The organism is Bradyrhizobium sp. S3.7.6 (genome assembly GCF_054061875.1).
On sequence record NZ_JBSSEQ010000001.1, the window covers coordinates 4,530,073 to 4,546,788 of the forward strand.

The following is a 16,716-nucleotide window of genomic DNA, read 5'->3' on the forward strand; positions in this document are numbered from 1 at the left end:
GAATCCTCAACATTTGTCGGGAATTGAACGACGGGCGCGAGAGCCGGTTCCTAGATGTAAATTCACAGGAGCTTGGGTTTTCGGCGCTGAAGGGACGGACAGTGACCGTTACGGAACCGGTCATTTCCCGGAGACTTTCCTCTTCGAGACGGCCATAGCGTTCCGCGAGTGGCGAGGAACCGTACGATGGACAAGTCGCTGATCGGCGATAAGGGCGAGCGGAATATCCATACAGACGACGGTTTCGTCCGCGTCCGCGGAGCCCGCGAGCACAATCTGAAGGACGTTTCGCTCGAGATACCCCGAAATGCGCTCGTGGTGTTCACGGGCGTGTCCGGATCCGGGAAGTCGTCGCTCGCCTTCGGGACCTTGTACGCAGAGGCCCAGCGGCGTTACTTGGAATCGGTCTCACCGTACGCCCGCCGCCTTTTCCACCAAATGGCAGTGCCCGAAGTGGACTCGATCGAGGGGCTTCCCCCCGCAGTCGCTTTGCAGCAACAGCGAGGCTCGCCGACGACAAGGTCATCAGTCGGCAGCGTGACGACCCTGTCCAATCTGCTGCGGATGTTGTACTCGCGCGCCGGCGACTATCCGCAGCATCAACCGTTGCTATATGCGGAGTCGTTCTCGCCCAACACGCCCGAGGGCGCTTGTCCCAACTGTCATGGCATCGGACGCGTCCATGCGGTCGATGAACGTTCGCTCGTTCCCGACGACACGTTGACCATTCGCGAGCGGGCCATAGCCGCGTGGCCAAGCGCGTGGCAAGGCCAGAACCTACGCGATGTTCTCGTTACCCTCGGCTACGACGTAGACAGGCCGTGGCGCGAATTGCCGAAGAAAGATCGGGACTGGATTCTGTTTACTGACGAGCAGCCGACCGTGCCGGTCTACGCCGGCTATACGCCTGCCGAGACGAGGCGGGCGCTGAAGCGGAAGGAGGAGCCGAGCTATCAAGGTACTTTTACCGGCGCGCGCAAATACGTGCTGCAGACGTTCGCCACGACGCAGAGCGCTATGATGAAACGCCGGGTGGCGCAATTTCTGTCGAGCTCAAATTGCCCAGTCTGCAAGGGGAAGCGGCTTAAACCCGAACCGCTGTCCGTCACCTTCGCCGGAATGGACATTGCCGAGGTTTCGCGACTGCCGTTGAACCAGCTCCGCTTGTTGCTCGGCGGGCATCTCGACAAGAAAAGGAATCAATTCGTCGGCCATCCTGAGAAGGCTCTCGTGGTGCAACGGATAACGGAGGACATGTCGGCACGCCTTGAAGTGCTACTTGATCTCGGTCTTGGCTATTTGACGCCCGAACGCAGCACGCCGACGCTGTCGCCAGGCGAGCTTCAGCGGCTTCGATTGGCGACGCAGGTCCGCTCTAATCTGTTCGGAGTGGTCTATGTCCTGGATGAGCCCTCGGCGGGACTGCATCCGGCGGACACGGAAGCCTTGTTGCGCGCTCTCGACCGCCTGAAGTCGGCCGGCAACTCGCTGTTTGTCGTCGAACACGAGCTCGACGTGGTGCGGCACGCCGATTGGATCGTCGACGTCGGCCCCGACGCAGGCGCGCAGGGAGGGCGTATTATGTACAGCGGTCCCCTGGCAGGACTGAAAGACGTGGAAGCGTCTCGGACGCGACCTTACCTCTGTGGCCAGCACGAGAGCGTGGCAAGGGCTCCACGAAACCCCCGCGGATGGCTCAAGCTTCGCGGTGTCACGCGCAACAATCTCAATCGGCTAGACACGGAAATTCCGCTCGGCGTGTTTACGAGCGTCACGGGGATTTCGGGATCCGGCAAGTCGAGCCTCATTAGTCAGTTTCTTGTCGATGCCGTGGGCGACGAACTGGGCCATCGCAAAGAGGCGGGCGACGAGGACGACAAGCTAGAGGCTTCGGTCGAAACCTTAGGTGGCGAGATTGCGGAAGGCCTCGATGACATCAAGCGATTGGTAGTAGTGGACCAGAAGCCGATCGGCCGCACGCCGAGATCGAACCTCGCGACTTACACCGGCCTGCTGGATCATGTTCGCAAGATATTCGCTTCAACCAAACAGGCGCGTGCAAGGCGCTATGACGCGGGAAGGTTCTCCTTCAATGTAGCGAAAGGCCGTTGCGAGACGTGCCAAGGGGAAGGCTTCGTCTGTGTCGAGCTTCTCTTCCTGCCGAGCGTTTACGCTCCCTGTCCGACTTGCAAAGGCGCGCGGTACAACGCCAAAACGTTGGAGGTCAAGATCCGGAACAAATCAATCGCTGACGTGCTGGCGTTGACTGTAGACGAAGCGTTCGAGTTCTTCAGTAGTGAGGATTTTCTACGTCGTTGTCTGGGCGTGCTTCGCGACGTCGGGCTCGGGTATGTCCGGCTCGGCCAGTCGGCGACCGAACTGTCAGGAGGTGAGGCGCAGCGGGTCAAGCTCGCCACCGAGCTGCAACGGGCGCAACGTGGTCAGACACTCTACGTTTTGGATGAACCGACGACTGGACTTCATCCGTCGGACGTCACCAAATTGATGAGGCAACTGCACGGCCTCGTTGAGGCCGGCAATACGGTCATCGTGGTCGAGCACGACATGACGGTGGCTGCCGCCAGCGACTGGATCATCGATATCGGGCCCGGTGCCGGCGACGAAGGCGGTCGGATAGTAGCCTCAGGCACGCCGTCGCAGGTCGCGAAGAAATCACGGAGCCGGACAGCGAATTATCTCGCAGCCGTCCTCTAAGATCCTGAATCTGCCGCCTTCAACGCCGCCAGGCGCATGTGTAGAAAGGCCAGAACCATGATGGGCGTCAGTTGCGCGTACTGCTTCTTGAATTTTTGAGCTATTTTCGCTTCGATCATATCGACGAATTCGCCGGACATGTAGGCAGTCAAGACCTCTGTGTACGTAGCTCTTGCGGCAGATGGCAGGCGTGTTGCCGAGTTGCTTCGCCACTGTCTCGATCGCGGCGACAACATTGCGCTTCGGCTCTGGCTAGCTAGCGATCATGGCCCGCCGGTTCACGCTGGCGGGCCCACACCTGGTGAGCCCATTAAGGGCGATGCTTCGGAGTCAAATCGTGAGCGGGGTTGGCCGATCGACTCTTACCAAATCACAGCGCAACGCATTGGAGGCGGCGGCACGTGGGGAAGTTGTGCACGACGCCGCTAGTTCACTTTCGTATCGAACGGGCGCAGCTCTAGGTCTCTGTGGTTCTTATGGCGCACGAGATTGATTGCACCCGGCCGCAAGATTGACGGCACAAGCGTCCTGATGGAGCCAACGGAATTGGGAAGAATCGAGCTTTCGCCAATGTGTGCACCGCCGAAAACCGCCTCCGGGCGGGATAACCCAATCCGGCGCGCGCCCGGTACATGAGTCGTGCGTTGAACGCGGTTATTCGATCTGATCGGTGAAACGGCGCCAAAATAAAGAAGCCCTCAATTGGCAGCCTCTTCGTATGCGCCGGTTCAGCGGGCGGGCTTCTCATTGGCCTTAAAATTGAACGCCGCCAGGCTCAAAATACATTGTCCTGGCGGCGCTTATTCCGCTGGTCTCAAATCCCAGTCCGCCAGTTTAGCGGGCCGAATATGAAGGGCGCCTGAACCAACTCACGTATCGCTGGGGAACAGTGGCATTTCGCGCCCCCGCGCTCATTGGCGATCCTGGAGAGCCGTCAGGATGAGATATCGCCACGAATGCGCGGCCTGATTGCTGGCTTGTACGAAGACTGGATATCTCTCGATGAACGGGTCGAGAGCCTTTCCGGCGAGATTGACCAGATCGGTGAGAAGGAAACTGACTGCCGTCGCCTCATGAGCATTCCGGGCGTCGGCCCTCTGATCTCGACCGCCGTGGTCGCCGCCATTGGTACCGGCGAGACTTCGGCGCATGGCTGGTCTTGTGCCAAAGGTGCCGCAGCTTGGTGTGCCCGGATCGCAAAAGCAATTCGCGCCGTGATGTCCGGCCGGCCGCTTGCCTCAATACTTCTTCACTGCGGCACCGAACGCCAGCCACAGCCCCATCGATGCGAGCCCGAAGCCGCCCAGCAGCAAGAAGGTCGGGCCGTAGCCGATCCACTGCGCGATCCAGCCGCCAAGCGCGGGGCTCAGGCTTGCGCCGACGCCCTGCACGGTGATGACGGCGCCCTGGCCGAGATTGATGCGGCCGGTGCCGTCAAGCGAGCGCGCCACCATGCCAGGCACGGCGACGGTCTGCAGCCCGGTGCCGATGCCGTCCAGCACCTGCGTCGGAATCACCCCCCACCATCCCGTTACGAAGAAGGCGAGCACGCCGCGGATCGGCAGAAACATGAAGGAGATGAGGATCACCGGCCAGTAGTTGCGCTTTCCCGCGACCTGCATGGCGATCAGCGAGGTCACCACCATAACGCCCTGGGCGATCACCACGGTGGTCGCAACAAAGCTCGGTCCGTTGGCCTGGCCTTCGGCGACCGCTGCAAGTCCATAGAGCGGCACGATCGCTGCATTGCCGAGATGGAAGATGGCAAGCGCAAACGCCAGCACCAGTAGCGGCTTGTGCTTGAGCAGGACGGACATGCCATCCGGCGGGTTCTTGCTCTCGTCTTCCTTGCTGCCGCGGGCCTGGCGATCGTCGATGGAGTTGTCCGGGATCATCAGCACGCAGGCTATCGCGATGGCGCCGAATACCGCCGCAAGCACGAACACGGCGACGTAGCCGAACTTGTAGCCGAGATAGCCCGACAGCGCCGCGCCCACCATGTTGCCGGCGTGGTTGAAGGCCTGGTTGCGGCCGTTCAACGCATTGAAGCCCTTTTGCCTGGCGATGCCGAGCGTGATGCCTGTGACCGCCGGCACGATCGCAGCGCTCGCGAGCGATTGCGCTACTTGCGACAACGTGACCGCCCAGAAATGTTGCGAGATCAGGATGATCGCGGACGCAAGCACCACGCAGATGCCGGGAATGACGACCCACAGGCGCTTGTTGCGGCTCGAATCGATGAAGCCGCCGATCGGCGTTGTGACCAGCATGCCGGCGACATTGCCGATCGTCAGCGCGGTACCGATCAGTCCGGTCGCCCAGCCGCGCTCCTGGAGGAACACGCCGACGAACGGTCCGATGCCCGACTGCATGTCGGCCATGAAGAAGTTGACTGCGTAGAGGGGCCAGAGGCGGGGAGGGGAGCGCGATGCCATCGAGACGCTGAACGACTTCCGACAGAATGTGGTCCCGTACACGCAGGGCTGACAAGACGCGATGACATGGCCAGCCAATTGGCGCGGGGGCGGACCAGAGGATAATATGGGCCAATCGCGGTGGTTCCTCCGCCCCTGCGATGGGATGGTTACGGCGTCATCTCGTGGGTGCCCCTTGCTTCTCCTGGATCATGGCCATGCCTCTCTGGACCCGCGAAACCTGCGGCGCCCGATTTCAGACAGCGGAAATCCACCTGCCTCGCGCCTGAACTGCGAGGACGAGGGGCAATATGTGAATTGGAAGGGGCAGAGCCGGAGATCGGCCGCTGGGGTAAACGCCAGCGACGTACGCGTCAGAGCGTCGATACCGGCCCGCGTCCGCAGCACAGTTGGTAGCAGCGCCGCTGTGACATGGCGGAGGTCGGCCGTTCAAAACCCGTCGGGACGCACCACCCAATTCGCACTTTTAGCTCAGGGGTAAGCTTTGGGCTACGACGCGTTTCATTGGGGCGGAAGCTTGTCGCGCGCAAAGCGGACATTGGTGCCGATGCCGAGGTCGGTTAAGGGCCCCCATGAGCAAAGGTGGCATGTTCCCAAATCTTCTTTTCTAGGGAACATATGCAGGCTCATTCGGGCAAAGCAGCTACTTGCAAGGCGGCCAGCCCAGCTCGACGCTTTTTCGAACAGCCAATCGCATTGACCGTTCTGTGCAACGATCGACATTGCCCCGTGGAATCCATCTTGCGGCGCAACTACGGAACAACGTTACATCTGTGAGATTCGCGGAACGAAAGGCATCGTCAGTCTTTCTCTGACTTTGGGAGACGCCCATGACATCTCAGGCCGTAGATGGTGCGTGCGCGTTCGCGTGGCGGAACTACTTGCTGCTCCACAGTGGCATCAGCGAGAACGACGACAGGTGTTCCGCCCTCTATCGCTACGTCGCTCATCTTCGTAATACCGGCGAAGATGATTTCGATCTCTTGCAAATAGCGGCAGTCGCCTATTTGAGAAAACTCGACGAATTGCATGACGACCGATGTGCGAGACTCGCGGCAGATCAAGTTTTGGCCGAGTTTTCAGCATCACGCAATGCACAATCTGACACGTAGCTTTAGGCCATAACACTAGAGCGAAGGAGCGAACCAGCATTTTGACGAGATCCAAGACGTCAAAGTCACCAAGGATATGCTCGATCTCGCAAAGCACATTGTCAACCAGAAGTCCGGCACGTTCGATCCCGAGAAATTCGAGGACCACTACGAAACGGCTCTGATCGAGCTCATCAATCAGAAGCGCGCCGGCAAGCCGATCACTCCGAAGGAGCGTCCGCGCGGCGAAAACGTCGTCGATCTGATGGACGCGGCGGAAAAGCGTTGGGGGCGCCGCAGCCGTAGCCAAGGTTCCAAAAAAGTCGGCCAAGAAGGCCAAAGAGACCTCGGCCGTTCAGAAGGAGATGTTGATGCCGATCGCCGGCAAGAAGTCGGCGAAGGAGGCGGCCGCCAAGAAGCCGGGGGCCGGGACGCGGCGGAAGTCCGCGTAGGAACGAGCCGTCGGGAGATCGGTTGCTCCGACGCTATCGTAGGAGGACCGCATGGATATGAAAGAAACCTCGGCAATGACGGAAGCCTCCGGGCTGACGAATGATGACGGCGGCATAGAGCAGGCTTCCTTAGCGAGGTCGAGCCGCCAGGCGGATGCGAGCCGTCGCCCGTCGCATTCGCATGATGCCGCGATGCGCTGGGCCGAACAGTTGCGCGAGATGACTTTGAAGGCGCCGCTGCAATCCCTGTTTGTGGCGTTCCTGCTTGGGATCTGGGTGGCGAGTCGGCGCTAGGTCGATGGTGTTGGGCGGGGTCAGCCTTGGGCGCCGATCGGGGGGCAAACCATGCGCCGAATAACAGGTCGTTCGCCACTTCAAGGGCGATCTCGCCGGCGGAGGCTTGATCAAGCGGTTTAAGTTGCTTCTCGAGCAGCTTCCTTCGAACAAGCAGAACGCGGACGAGATCATGCACATGGCTCGGTTCGATCCGAACGTGGCAGCTCCTGCTGGAGCGGGCTGTAAAGAACCCGAACGTGCCGCAGTACAACATTGACTTGCGTCGTCTTATCGCGGCCGCCAACGCATCCCGTGAAAACTAAGGGGCTTAGGATGCCGTGGATTGCAGCTTACGACCTCAGCGAATAGCAGCGGACGCTGGTGCGCCTAATCGTCAACGACGGGAAGAAGCTTGAAGAAGCGGCCGACCTCGCCGGATATCACCCCAAGTATCGGGTTATAAGACAATGCGACTGCCAGCGGCCGCGGCTGCGATCTCGGAATCGATACAGCTTGACCTTGCAGTCGTAGGTGCCCCGCTTGCTTATCGAGTTGCGAAGTCGCTCCTCCAAGACACAAGCATTAGCGCCCGTGTCCGAGCCGATCTGTCGATCAAAGTTCTAGATCGGGCAGGGCACATTGCTCCTACTCGCAAGGACCCGTCGTCCCAGCAGAAAGCCCTCTCTGAGATGTCGCGGATGAGCTCGCGGCTTTCATCGAGCGCAATCAACCGAATTCGACAAAGTGGAGGGTGAGCTCGCGTCGCGAGCGAAGGACATTTCGTATTTAGGGTGATTGCGCGGCGTGCTCGAGACTCGGCGGTGTGAGCGCTAGCCGCTTGACGCCAACTGTCTACAGTTGCGCCTCCAAGGCCGCCTTATCGATAACCGATCGAACGCGCATTATCTTGTTGCTATCGAATTCATAGAAAACGTTCTCGTGAAAGGAAACTCGCCTGCCGTTTACCGGCAAGCCGAGAAAGACGCCTGCTGGAGAGCAATCGAACCGTAGCCGGCTTCCTAGGTGGGGATACTCACTAATCATCATTTCCACGTTGAAGCGAAGGTCGGGAATTGCCGCGTAATCCTGTTCGAGCATTTTTCGATAACCCGCCAGGCCGAGGGGATTGCTATTGTGGGTGATGTCGTCGGCGACGAACGTGCCCAAGCGCGACCAAGCTTGCTCATTCAGGCAGTCGATATAGTCGCGATAAATCTGCTTTAGGTCCATCACTGAATAACCTTTGGCATCACCACAACGATGTCGCCAGTCATCCTAAGAGGTAGACTCGCCTAACTACCCCTTTGGAAGCGGCAATTTGGAGAGGCGTCGCTTGCGGAGCCGCCTGGCCTGACATCTCTGCCTGTTCGAGCTCGTCGGCCTGCGCATGGTATTGCTCGGCAAGGGACCGTAAGGTACGGGATGCCGACATGTCGCTGACGGTGTTGGAGAGCCGCTCCGCCCGAAAAGCTTGCTCCCTCAATCTGTCTGATTGTTTGCTTAAGAATGAGTTCCTACCCAATGAACGCAGAACGCTTCGTGAGCGATTTTCGTTCCTGTCCATAGGCTAACTTTCTGGGCACTTCTCATCCAGCGCACAAATGTTAAGGATCGGGCTCCGCCGTTCTGGGCAGAACAGCGCTTCAGCGAGGACGCAGGGAGAAAGGGAGGCATGCCAAGCTATCGGGTTTATGAGGTCGATGCGGAGGGGCACAAGTGTTGGATGGCGCAGAAGCCCGCGACCGTTGACATCGAGCTCGACGAGTTTTGTGATGGTGCCACATTATAGGTGTTTTACCCGACGCGTCTGTCGGCAGAGCCTAGCTTCGCCGTGTAAGTCAGACCAGCAACATCAAACGGCCGTCTGCGGTCGTGTCTCGATCGCCTCAAGCGCGGCGGTGATCGAGCAGACAAGCCCCTCCGGCGCGAAGTCGAGCCGGATTTTCCCGTTCACGTCGCGGCTTGCATGTTCGATCAGGCGGCTGCCGAACCCGCGGCGAGTCGGCGGAGAAACCTGCGGGCCGCCGCTTTCGCGCCAGCTCAGATTGAGCATCTCCTCCTGCACACGCCAGCGAAGCTCGACCCGGCCCGAGGGCCGTGAGAGCGTTCCGTATTTTACGGCGTTGGTGGCAAGCTCGTGCAGCGCCAGCGAGAGTGCCAGAGCCTGGCCGGGGGAAACATCCAGGGAAGGCCCCTCGGTAAGGATCTGATCCGTGGCGAAGGGCGCGACCGCCCCCGCAGCGAGATCGGCGATATCGGCGCCCTTCCAACTGCGGGCAGTGAGCAGATCGTGTGCTCCGGCGAGGGCAACGATGCGTGCGTCGATCGTCCTGCGGGCCGCCTGCACATTCGTCGCGTCCCGAAGCGTCTGATTGACGATCGATTGCACGGTGGCAAGGCTGTTTTTGACGCGGTGATTCAGCTCGTTGGTGAGCAGGCGCTGCAACTCCTCGGACTGCTTCAATTCAGTCAGATCGCGGCTCGCGCCGGCGATGGCGACGGGTTGGCGCTCGGCGCCGCGCCCTTCGAACTCCACGAGGCCCCAGGCACTCAGCCAGCGCCAGCTCCCGTCAGTCTGCTTCACCCGGTACTCAACCTCATAGCGTCCGTCGCTTTCGGGATCGATCGCTCTGGCGACGCGGGCCCACATCAGATCCATGTCGTCCGGATGGAACTTGGCTTCAACGCCGGCCGTGTCGTGGAGGAAGCGCGCCTCAGTCAGACCATAGAGCCGCTGGGCGTTCTCATCGTAGACACAGACGTTGTCTGCCATGCTGTAGCGCCACGTGCCCATCTTCGAAGCGACCATGGCGAGATCGAAGGTACGCTGCTGACGCTCTAGTGCCAGCCGCATGTCGTGCTCATGCGTGACGTCCAGGAAGCAATTGATCCCTCCGACGACTTGGCCGCCAGCGTCGCGCATGGGCGCAACATTGACGCGCGCCACCCATCGCCGTCCGTCGGGATTTCGCACCACGGCCTCGGCGCCTTCGAAGCTCTCCCCCGCTAGCACGGCCCGCGCCATCGGCGTTTCGTGGGGCGGAATGAAATCGCCTTGCAGGGTCTCGAGCCAGAACGAGCCACAGAACTTCTGCTCGGGATCGAGCAGCTTCGGAGCGCGTCCCCAAAGCTGGATCGCCCGCTCATTGACCCTCACGATCCGTCCCTCAATATCGCAGGCATAAACGCCGATCGGGAGCGCGTCGAGGATGGTCTGGTCGAGTGATAGGAAAGACGCAAAGAGAGCGGGTGCCCGGGCAGGCAGGCTGAAGTTCAGAAGCGACATCGCTCTAGGCTATCAGAAAGTGCAGCGGCAACCAATGCAGCCGCCTGAAGCTTATTTCCGGAGCGATAGGAACCTGTCTGAGCCGGCCGCGTTTCTTCCGGTTTAATCGGACGAGTTCGAGGCGAGGTCCGTCAGTTTCGCAAAGCTTCCAGAGGCGTTGTTCAGCGAACGTCAGGCTTGCCCTCCGAGCGGCATGGAGGAGGCGGGGGCCCCGAAAGGGCTTGGAGTCTGCTCAATCACAGCTGGTCCCGGTAGTGAGCTTTACCGTGCTGCAAGAAGTCGGGTCAAGGGCAGGGGGCGGTCTCTGAGTCGGACCACTTCTGCACGAGCTCTTGCTCCAGACATGTCTCTGGAGTGTGCTATCAAGCCGATGCACCAGAGAGCTTACGCCGAACTGAACAAACAAACGTAGCAGCGCGATTCGCGAAGTCGGACAGACCAGCATTGGACCTAGATCTCATCGAGCAGTCCGCGGACCTTCGCCGCTAGGTCTTCGATATTGAATGGCTTGGAAATCAAGTGTCTGCCGGCATCGAGCATGCCATTGTGGACGATGGCGTTGCGCGTATAGCCGGTCGTGAACAGCACCTTCAACCCGGGCAATCGCTCTAAGGCCCGGCTCGCCAATTCGGCGCCTGTCGTGTCGGGCATGACCACGTCCGTAAAGAGCAGATCCGGGACGAGTCCGTCGTCGATCTTTCTGATCGCCTCTTTAGCACCTGCCGCCTCGACGACGGTATAGCCCAGGTCACGCAGGCTTTCCGACGAGATATTGCGAACCCGGTCATCATCTTCCACGACGAGGATGGTCTCTTTGTGCAGGCTCGCGCCGATGTTCGCCTTCGGCTCGGGCGCACCCGATGTCTCCTCGACGCCGAAAAAGCGCGGAAGATAGACTTTGACCGTCGTTCCTACTCCCACTTCGGAATATAACTTTACGTGACCGCCCGACTGCCGCACGAAGCCGTAGACTTGGCTGAGACCTAGGCCGGTGCCCTTGCCCACCGCCTTCGTCGTGAAGAATGGGTCAAATGCTTTACCAAGCACGTTTTCAGGCATTCCAACGCCATTGTCAGTGACGGCAAGCAGGACATATTGACCGGGCGTCAGCGCGTACTCACGCGCATACTTCTGGTCTATAGACGAATTGCTTGTTTCGATCGTCAGCTTGCCGCCCCTCGGCATGGCGTCACGCGCATTCACTGCGAGATTTAGCACGACACTTTCCAGCTGAGCGGGGTCAGCTTTGACTCGCCAAACTCCGGCCGCCAGAACCATCTCGAGACGGACGAGTTCTCCCAGCGATCGGTCGAGCAGCTCGCTCATCCCGCCAACCATCTTGTTGAGGTCCATGACCTCGGGCGCAAGCGGCTGTTGGCGTGAAAACGCCAGTAGGCGCTGAGTTAGTGTGGCTGCCCGATTTGCACCATCTATGGCTCCCTCGATGAAGCGGTCCACGTCGATTTCTCCCTTGCCCAGTCGTCGTTTGGCAAGATTCAGACTGCCGATGATCACGGCCAGCATGTTGTTGAAGTCGTGAGCAATCCCGCCCGTCAATTGACCGACAGCTTCCATCTTCTGAGACTGTCGGAGCTGCTCCTCGGCCTTCATACGTTCCGATATCTCCTCGGCTACGCGTCGCTCCAAATCGGCATTGAGGGACTCCAGTCGCATCAGAAGACGCGCGTTGTCGATCGCAGTGGCGGCGTGGCCGGCGATGCCCAGAAGTGTGGTTTCGTGCTCGATTTGAAACTTCCTTGGCTCAGCGTGACCGAAGAAAAGTCCGCCAAGTACTTTGCCCGAACGTGAAATTACGGGTACCGCCAGATATGACCTGACGGGAAGGTGACCTTCCGGCATTCCTTTTCGCGGAGCATTTTTGCCATAGCGCGGATCTTTCAGGATGTCGTCTGATCGCACCACGCCCGTACCCAAGAACGTCGGCTCGAAGACCGCCGTATTGCGTGGCATAGGGAAGTTTTCGAATGCCGATCGTGGTACGCCAGACAACGAATAAAGCATATAGCTTCCACCGTCCGGTGTAAGGACGTTGTAGAAGAAGGCGCCGAATTGAGCCCCCGAGAGCTCGACGCCGGCATCGGTTACGGTCTGAACTATCTTCTCGAGATCTCGTTCGCGGGCCACGGAAGCCCCGGTGTCGTTCAGTATGCGCAGATGGCGCTCGGATTTCTTCTGCGCACTGATGTCCAGAACGGTGCCGATGAAGCGGACGGCCTTTCCTCCCGAAAAGATCGCCTCGCCGGTCGCCGCGATCCAGCGCTCGGTTCCATCCTCGACACCTATGGTTCGGTATTCGATGTTATAAGGCTTGGGAGACGTCGGCTCGAGTGCTTCAGAGACCGCTTCGTGCGCACGTTGCCTGTCGTCCGGATGCAAGCCCTTCAGGAACGCGCCTTCGTAACTTATTTCCGCCTGAGGCGACAAGCCGAACAATTCTTTGCAACGATCGTCCCTTCGCAGAACGTCATTGACCGGATCATAGTCCCAAGTGCCTATGCCGGCAGCCTTGTTGGCGAGGCCGAGTCGCTCTGCCGCTTCCCGGGCTGCCTGCTCCGACCGTACACGTTCGATGTGCGCCCACGAGCGTTCGGTCACCTCTGTAAGCAATGCGAGTTCGCGCTTGCTCCACCGGTGCGCTTGCCGATGATGGATCGCCATCAAAGCTGTTAGCCGTCCTTCCTTCACGAAGGGCATGCAAATGGTAGCGCCGATTCCAATGTTCTGGAACGTAGCCGCTTCTTCGGGCGCAATCTCTTTCAAATTGTCATTGATGACCAGGGGGCGGCCCGCTCCGAGCTCGGTTACGGCCTTTTGACCGAAATCGGCCAGGCTATAGTGCCCAAGAATGTGCATTGCCCCTGGTGCCGCCCAATCTCCCCGAATGGTAAAGCCGTCCTCGTCCGGATCCATATCGGCGTAGGCACAGCTCGATACCATCAGATGTTCGCCAAGCATCCTAGTCGTCACAGCTAAAACGCCGTCTGCGTCTCTGGTTTTGGCGGTTTCCCTGTTGAGGGCATCTAGAAACGTCAGGCGAGCCTCGTTTCCCCTGACAGCGACCTCGGCCCGACGACGTTCCACAGCTGTGCGGGTTCGCTCGGCAACGTCGCGCACCAGTTCGAGTTCTTCTGCGGTCCACTCCCGTGGCTCCGCGTTGTTCAAGTACAGGAGTGCCACAACACCGTCGGACTCGGAGATTGGCATGTTGACCAGGGCGCGAGCCGATATTGCTTCAAGAGCATCGGCACGCTCGCCGATACGAGGGTCCTTCTCCGCATCCGCACAGATGACCGTCTCACCGCGCTTCAGATCCTCGATGTAGCTACCGTAGTCGCGGAAGCGAAGAACGCCCGCCAGGCTCGATATGCCCGGCGCATTCCAGTCACGGCTTATGGTGATCGTTTCGGCCGATGTATCGACCGTACCGTAGCCGGCCCTGCTGACCCCCAGGCTGCTTCCGAGAAGTTCAGCCGCGGCATACGCAAGAGCATCGGGATCGTCGATCCGACGGATGAAATCGCTCAGGGTGTCAAGGACGGACATGCGGTCGACCGATGGCGTAGCCCGTAACGTCATCGATCCCCCTTTGTGTCTTTGAGCATATTGATTTCTTAATATTTCAGGGGCGTGCCCTGAGCCAGGCGATCCGCAGAGGAATTGCATAACGGCGGGCAGCAAGCCTAGGTTCCCGTTCCGGATATGCCTACAAAAAGCAGCTGCTAACCGTGGTTCGGACGGCCGAGGGCGTGAGGCCGAGGGGTTTCCCGAAATCCTGCCAAAGGACCAATTCGCACTGAGCTGGATCATCCGCGGAATGCGTCCTGAGGACTTAGCACCAAGTATCGATGAAGAGTGCCGCGCGACATGAAGCCCATAGCGGCAATCGCGGTAACGGAGGGATGTCCCTGGATGCCGGGCCGGACTTGCCGACCACGTCTGATGCCCCGTGAATCCAACACCTCGTCATCGTTGCCGTGACGACCGCTACCGGCCAATTACGGAAACTGAGTCCGTCAGGGGAGTGGCGCCTACCTGGTGGCCCCGGGGCCGGTCAGGAAGGACATTGTTGCAGGCCCGCCGCTTTCGGCCATTGCCGGGGAGGAGCCGTAAGCTCATCTTATGGCGCCAACGGCCCCGGATCGATTAACCGGGCTCCGCTTGCGAGCAATAGAAACATCGCCTGATAACCGCGATATCTCGCGGCCATTCGCGTTCTTTCACGGCCCTTACCCAGGGCAGTGCCAGACTGGTCGCAAACTCGCCATTCCCAACCACGCCGATTGCGATCGATCAATATAAGGTCCAGCATTGAAGCTAAGCCACCCTGGATGCTGCACCGGTGATTGGACCGTCGAGATTCAAGGAAAATGGGAAAGTCGTCGTCGATAGCGCATCAATAGCGATTTGCTCCTCCGAGAGTCGCTTCATCAAGAACTCGCGCTCAAGATCTGAGAGCCGAGTGCTCAGCAGGCGGCGGTAGCGGTGGACGTTGTTGCGATGGGCGCGAAGCCGCGCTAGTTTTTCGTCCGTTGTCATCTGAGGCTCCGAACTTCACGCCGCGGCCGCACGTTCGGTCGAACGGAGACGGTAGGGCTTTCCGCCGGGTGGCGTCCGGGGGCCACCGTCCAAGGCGCGCAACGCGTCCAAGATTTCGTCGATCGATACCGGCTTCTTGAGGCCGGCAGGTGCGCGCATCGACGGGCAAGAGGCGATCGCGGACGCGTCGGACGCCCATGATGCCAAGATTGCGCGCTTCTCGGCCAGCGTCAGGGCAGGGTGATCCAGAACGTCTTTGGGTGTCTCAAAGACCGTGCCGGGATGAAGCAGCGCGTCGAAGTCGAAAACGTTGTCGTCAGCGGTCGTCGGCCGCATGGTCCTCTCCTTTTCATTGACGAATGGATGGGAGCCGCACGACTTGCAGCGCGGCTCCATGGCGCCTCTACTAGGCGGCGGCTTTGGCTTCCAGCTTCCGCACGCTGCCGGTCGAGGCATCGCCGATCGCAATCCGGCGCGGCTTCATCGCATCCGGAATCTCGCGGACGAGTTCGATGGTCAGCAAGCCGTTGTCGAATGCGGCGCTTTTCACCTGGACATATTCGGCGAGGCTGAATTGGCGCTTGAAGGCGCGGTGCGAGATACCGCGATAGAGGAAATCACGTTCGGTCTTGTCGGATTTGCTGCCTTCAACCGTCACCACGTTCTGCTCGGCGGTGATGACGATATCCTCGGGCGAGAAACCCGCCACCGCCAGCGAGATCTGATAGCGATCCTCCGCCAGCCGTTCGATGTTGTAGGGCGGGTAATTGTCCTCGCTGGCCCGCTGAGCGGTTTCTGCGAGGTCGAAGAGGCGGTCGAAACCAATGGTCGAGCGCCAGAGGGGGGCAAAATCGTAGGTGCGCATAGCCAAATCCTCCTAAGAGCAAGATGTCTACGAGCGGCACCGGACACGGTGCCCGTCTCTTGGCCCGGGCCCATGAGGCGCCCGGACACATCGTCAGATGGCGACAAAAAAATTAGCAAAGCCGGTTTTGGTTTCAAGAGGGGGCTGAAAAAATTTTGCCGCCGATCGCCGCGCCGTTACAGGTCCTCGCACCCCTTGAAGAACGGGAGCCGCACCTTCCCCTCGGCCGACTTCGCTTGGTATTCGATCTCAGCAAGCAGCTTCGGTTCGACCCAGATGCCTTTGTGCGCAATCCTCTTGGCATAGGGCTGTGTCTTACGGACCAGCGGCTCGAGGCGCCGCCGCAGCTCGGCCGCCGATGTCTTGTCGAAGCCAGCTCAAGGGCGCCTCGACGAAGATCGTGCTCGTCGCCTTCGACCTGCTTTATCTCAACGGCAGGGACCTCCGGAATGTGCCGCTGTTGGAGCGCAAGGCGGCGCTGAAGAAGATCATCACCGGCAGCGACCTACAGTTAAGCGATAGCTTCGAGATCGATGGCCGCGAGATGTTCACGCACGCCTGCAAGGTCGGGCTCGAAGGCGTAGTCTCGAAGGTGCGTGACAGCATCTACGCCAGCGGCCGGGGCAACAATTGGATCAAAAAGACATGCGCCCAACGCGAGACCTTAACAATTGCCGGCTTCGCGCTCGACGAGGGCAAATGGGACGGTATTTATCTCGCGAGGCGCAAGGGCGACCACCTAATCTATGCCGGCAAGGTCGACCATGTCGTTCTGCAAGACGGAGAAATCGGTGCTGCCATCGGCGGCCGGCATCACGACCTCGCCGTTTATGATGGCCGAGCTCGCCTTGAATCACCCGAACCCACCCTTCTTCAGGATTTGCCGCAGTGTATCCGATTTGCTACGCGTCGTTCAAGAAAACGCGGATTTCGAATCCGTCGAGCAAAAGATTGCAATAATTGCGATAGCCTTCTTCGTCGCAACTTCTTGCAACCGGCCCATGATACTGCGGCTTTCCAATCAAGAGCTACCCGTCTT

12 protein-coding genes and 2 pseudogenes are annotated in these 16,716 nt (G+C 59.7%); 5 read left to right on the forward strand and 9 right to left on the reverse strand.

Annotation, left to right across the window (positions count from 1 at the left end; translation table 11 throughout):
* Window positions 1-186 precede the first annotated feature (186 nt).
* A complete protein-coding gene (gene uvrA / locus ACVJ5M_RS21880) occupies window positions 187-2,715 on the forward strand; it encodes an excinuclease ABC subunit UvrA (protein WP_063983379.1) in 2,529 nt (842 codons plus the stop codon).
* On the opposite strand, the gene ACVJ5M_RS21885 is transcribed toward uvrA, so the two are convergent.
* Both ACVJ5M_RS21885 and ACVJ5M_RS21890 read right to left on the reverse strand, forming a co-directional pair.
* Entirely contained in the window at window positions 2,712-2,855 is a 144-nt protein-coding gene (locus ACVJ5M_RS21885; protein WP_231141855.1) for a hypothetical protein, read from the reverse strand. The genes uvrA and ACVJ5M_RS21885 overlap by 4 nt on opposite strands.
* Window positions 2,856-3,953: 1,098 nt before the next feature.
* Complete coding sequence (locus tag ACVJ5M_RS21890; protein WP_085400064.1) at window positions 3,954-5,150, reverse strand: MFS transporter; 1,197 nt, start codon at window positions 5,148-5,150, stop codon at window positions 3,954-3,956.
* A gap of 830 nt (window positions 5,151-5,980) precedes the next feature.
* Here ACVJ5M_RS21890 and ACVJ5M_RS21895 point away from each other — a divergent pair.
* The 3 genes and pseudogenes from ACVJ5M_RS21895 to ACVJ5M_RS21905 all read left to right on the forward strand — a co-directional run bounded on the left by ACVJ5M_RS21895 (window position 5,981) and on the right by ACVJ5M_RS21905 (window position 6,987).
* Window positions 5,981-6,262 carry a hypothetical protein gene (locus ACVJ5M_RS21895; RefSeq protein WP_085398433.1) on the forward strand — a complete coding sequence of 94 codons (282 nt, stop codon included), beginning with the start codon at window positions 5,981-5,983 and terminating at the stop codon, window positions 6,260-6,262.
* Between the two features lie 34 nt (window positions 6,263-6,296).
* Window positions 6,297-6,693: pseudogene (locus ACVJ5M_RS21900) on the forward strand (Ku protein); the annotation flags it as partial.
* A gap of 51 nt (window positions 6,694-6,744) precedes the next feature.
* Window positions 6,745-6,987: a hypothetical protein gene (locus tag ACVJ5M_RS21905; RefSeq protein ID WP_063983370.1), complete on the forward strand. Its 243-nt coding sequence runs from the start codon at window positions 6,745-6,747 to the stop codon at window positions 6,985-6,987.
* Between the two features lie 834 nt (window positions 6,988-7,821).
* Here ACVJ5M_RS21905 and ACVJ5M_RS21910 read toward each other — a convergent pair.
* The 7 genes from ACVJ5M_RS21910 to ACVJ5M_RS21940 form a co-directional block, all read right to left on the reverse strand.
* Window positions 7,822-8,199: an ester cyclase gene (locus ACVJ5M_RS21910; RefSeq protein WP_063983369.1), complete on the reverse strand. Its 378-nt coding sequence runs from the start codon at window positions 8,197-8,199 to the stop codon at window positions 7,822-7,824.
* A 622-nt stretch (window positions 8,200-8,821) separates the two neighbouring features.
* Entirely contained in the window at window positions 8,822-10,255 is a 1,434-nt protein-coding gene (locus tag ACVJ5M_RS21915) for an HWE histidine kinase domain-containing protein (protein WP_354079303.1), read from the reverse strand.
* Between the two features lie 450 nt (window positions 10,256-10,705).
* Window positions 10,706-13,819, reverse strand: coding sequence for a GAF domain-containing hybrid sensor histidine kinase/response regulator (locus tag ACVJ5M_RS21920; RefSeq protein WP_354100585.1), 3,114 nt, complete (start codon window positions 13,817-13,819; stop codon window positions 10,706-10,708).
* A gap of 771 nt (window positions 13,820-14,590) precedes the next feature.
* On the reverse strand, window positions 14,591-14,812 hold the full coding sequence (locus tag ACVJ5M_RS21925) for a hypothetical protein (protein WP_084794892.1): 222 nt from the start codon (window positions 14,810-14,812) through the stop codon (window positions 14,591-14,593).
* 15 nt (window positions 14,813-14,827) lie between these two features.
* Window positions 14,828-15,148: a hypothetical protein gene (locus ACVJ5M_RS21930; RefSeq protein ID WP_063979757.1), complete on the reverse strand. Its 321-nt coding sequence runs from the start codon at window positions 15,146-15,148 to the stop codon at window positions 14,828-14,830.
* Between the two features lie 70 nt (window positions 15,149-15,218).
* The gene (locus ACVJ5M_RS21935) at window positions 15,219-15,677 is read right to left on the reverse strand and encodes an Hsp20 family protein (RefSeq protein ID WP_063979756.1); all 459 of its coding nucleotides are present in this window, start codon (window positions 15,675-15,677) and stop codon (window positions 15,219-15,221) included.
* A 176-nt stretch (window positions 15,678-15,853) separates the two neighbouring features.
* Complete coding sequence (locus tag ACVJ5M_RS21940; protein WP_456679634.1) at window positions 15,854-16,024, reverse strand: ATP dependent DNA ligase; 171 nt, start codon at window positions 16,022-16,024, stop codon at window positions 15,854-15,856.
* A gap of 20 nt (window positions 16,025-16,044) precedes the next feature.
* On the opposite strand from ACVJ5M_RS21940, the pseudogene ACVJ5M_RS21945 reads away from it, so the two are divergent.
* Window positions 16,045-16,443, forward strand: a pseudogene (locus ACVJ5M_RS21945) (ATP-dependent DNA ligase); the annotation flags it as partial.
* Window positions 16,444-16,716: the final 273 nt, after the last annotated feature.

Coding starts and splice junctions, on each gene's coding strand:
- uvrA (WP_063983379.1), top strand. CDS start 187: ATGGACAAGTCGCTGATCGGCGATAAGGGCGAGCGGAATATCCATACA.
- ACVJ5M_RS21885 (WP_231141855.1), bottom strand. CDS start 2,855: ATGTCCGGCGAATTCGTCGATATGATCGAAGCGAAAATAGCTCAAAAA.
- ACVJ5M_RS21890 (WP_085400064.1), bottom strand. CDS start 5,150: ATGGCATCGCGCTCCCCTCCCCGCCTCTGGCCCCTCTACGCAGTCAAC.
- ACVJ5M_RS21895 (WP_085398433.1), top strand. CDS start 5,981: ATGACATCTCAGGCCGTAGATGGTGCGTGCGCGTTCGCGTGGCGGAAC.
- ACVJ5M_RS21905 (WP_063983370.1), top strand. CDS start 6,745: ATGGATATGAAAGAAACCTCGGCAATGACGGAAGCCTCCGGGCTGACG.
- ACVJ5M_RS21910 (WP_063983369.1), bottom strand. CDS start 8,199: ATGGACCTAAAGCAGATTTATCGCGACTATATCGACTGCCTGAATGAG.
- ACVJ5M_RS21915 (WP_354079303.1), bottom strand. CDS start 10,255: ATGTCGCTTCTGAACTTCAGCCTGCCTGCCCGGGCACCCGCTCTCTTT.
- ACVJ5M_RS21920 (WP_354100585.1), bottom strand. CDS start 13,819: ATGTCCGTCCTTGACACCCTGAGCGATTTCATCCGTCGGATCGACGAT.
- ACVJ5M_RS21925 (WP_084794892.1), bottom strand. CDS start 14,812: ATGACAACGGACGAAAAACTAGCGCGGCTTCGCGCCCATCGCAACAAC.
- ACVJ5M_RS21930 (WP_063979757.1), bottom strand. CDS start 15,148: ATGCGGCCGACGACCGCTGACGACAACGTTTTCGACTTCGACGCGCTG.
- ACVJ5M_RS21935 (WP_063979756.1), bottom strand. CDS start 15,677: ATGCGCACCTACGATTTTGCCCCCCTCTGGCGCTCGACCATTGGTTTC.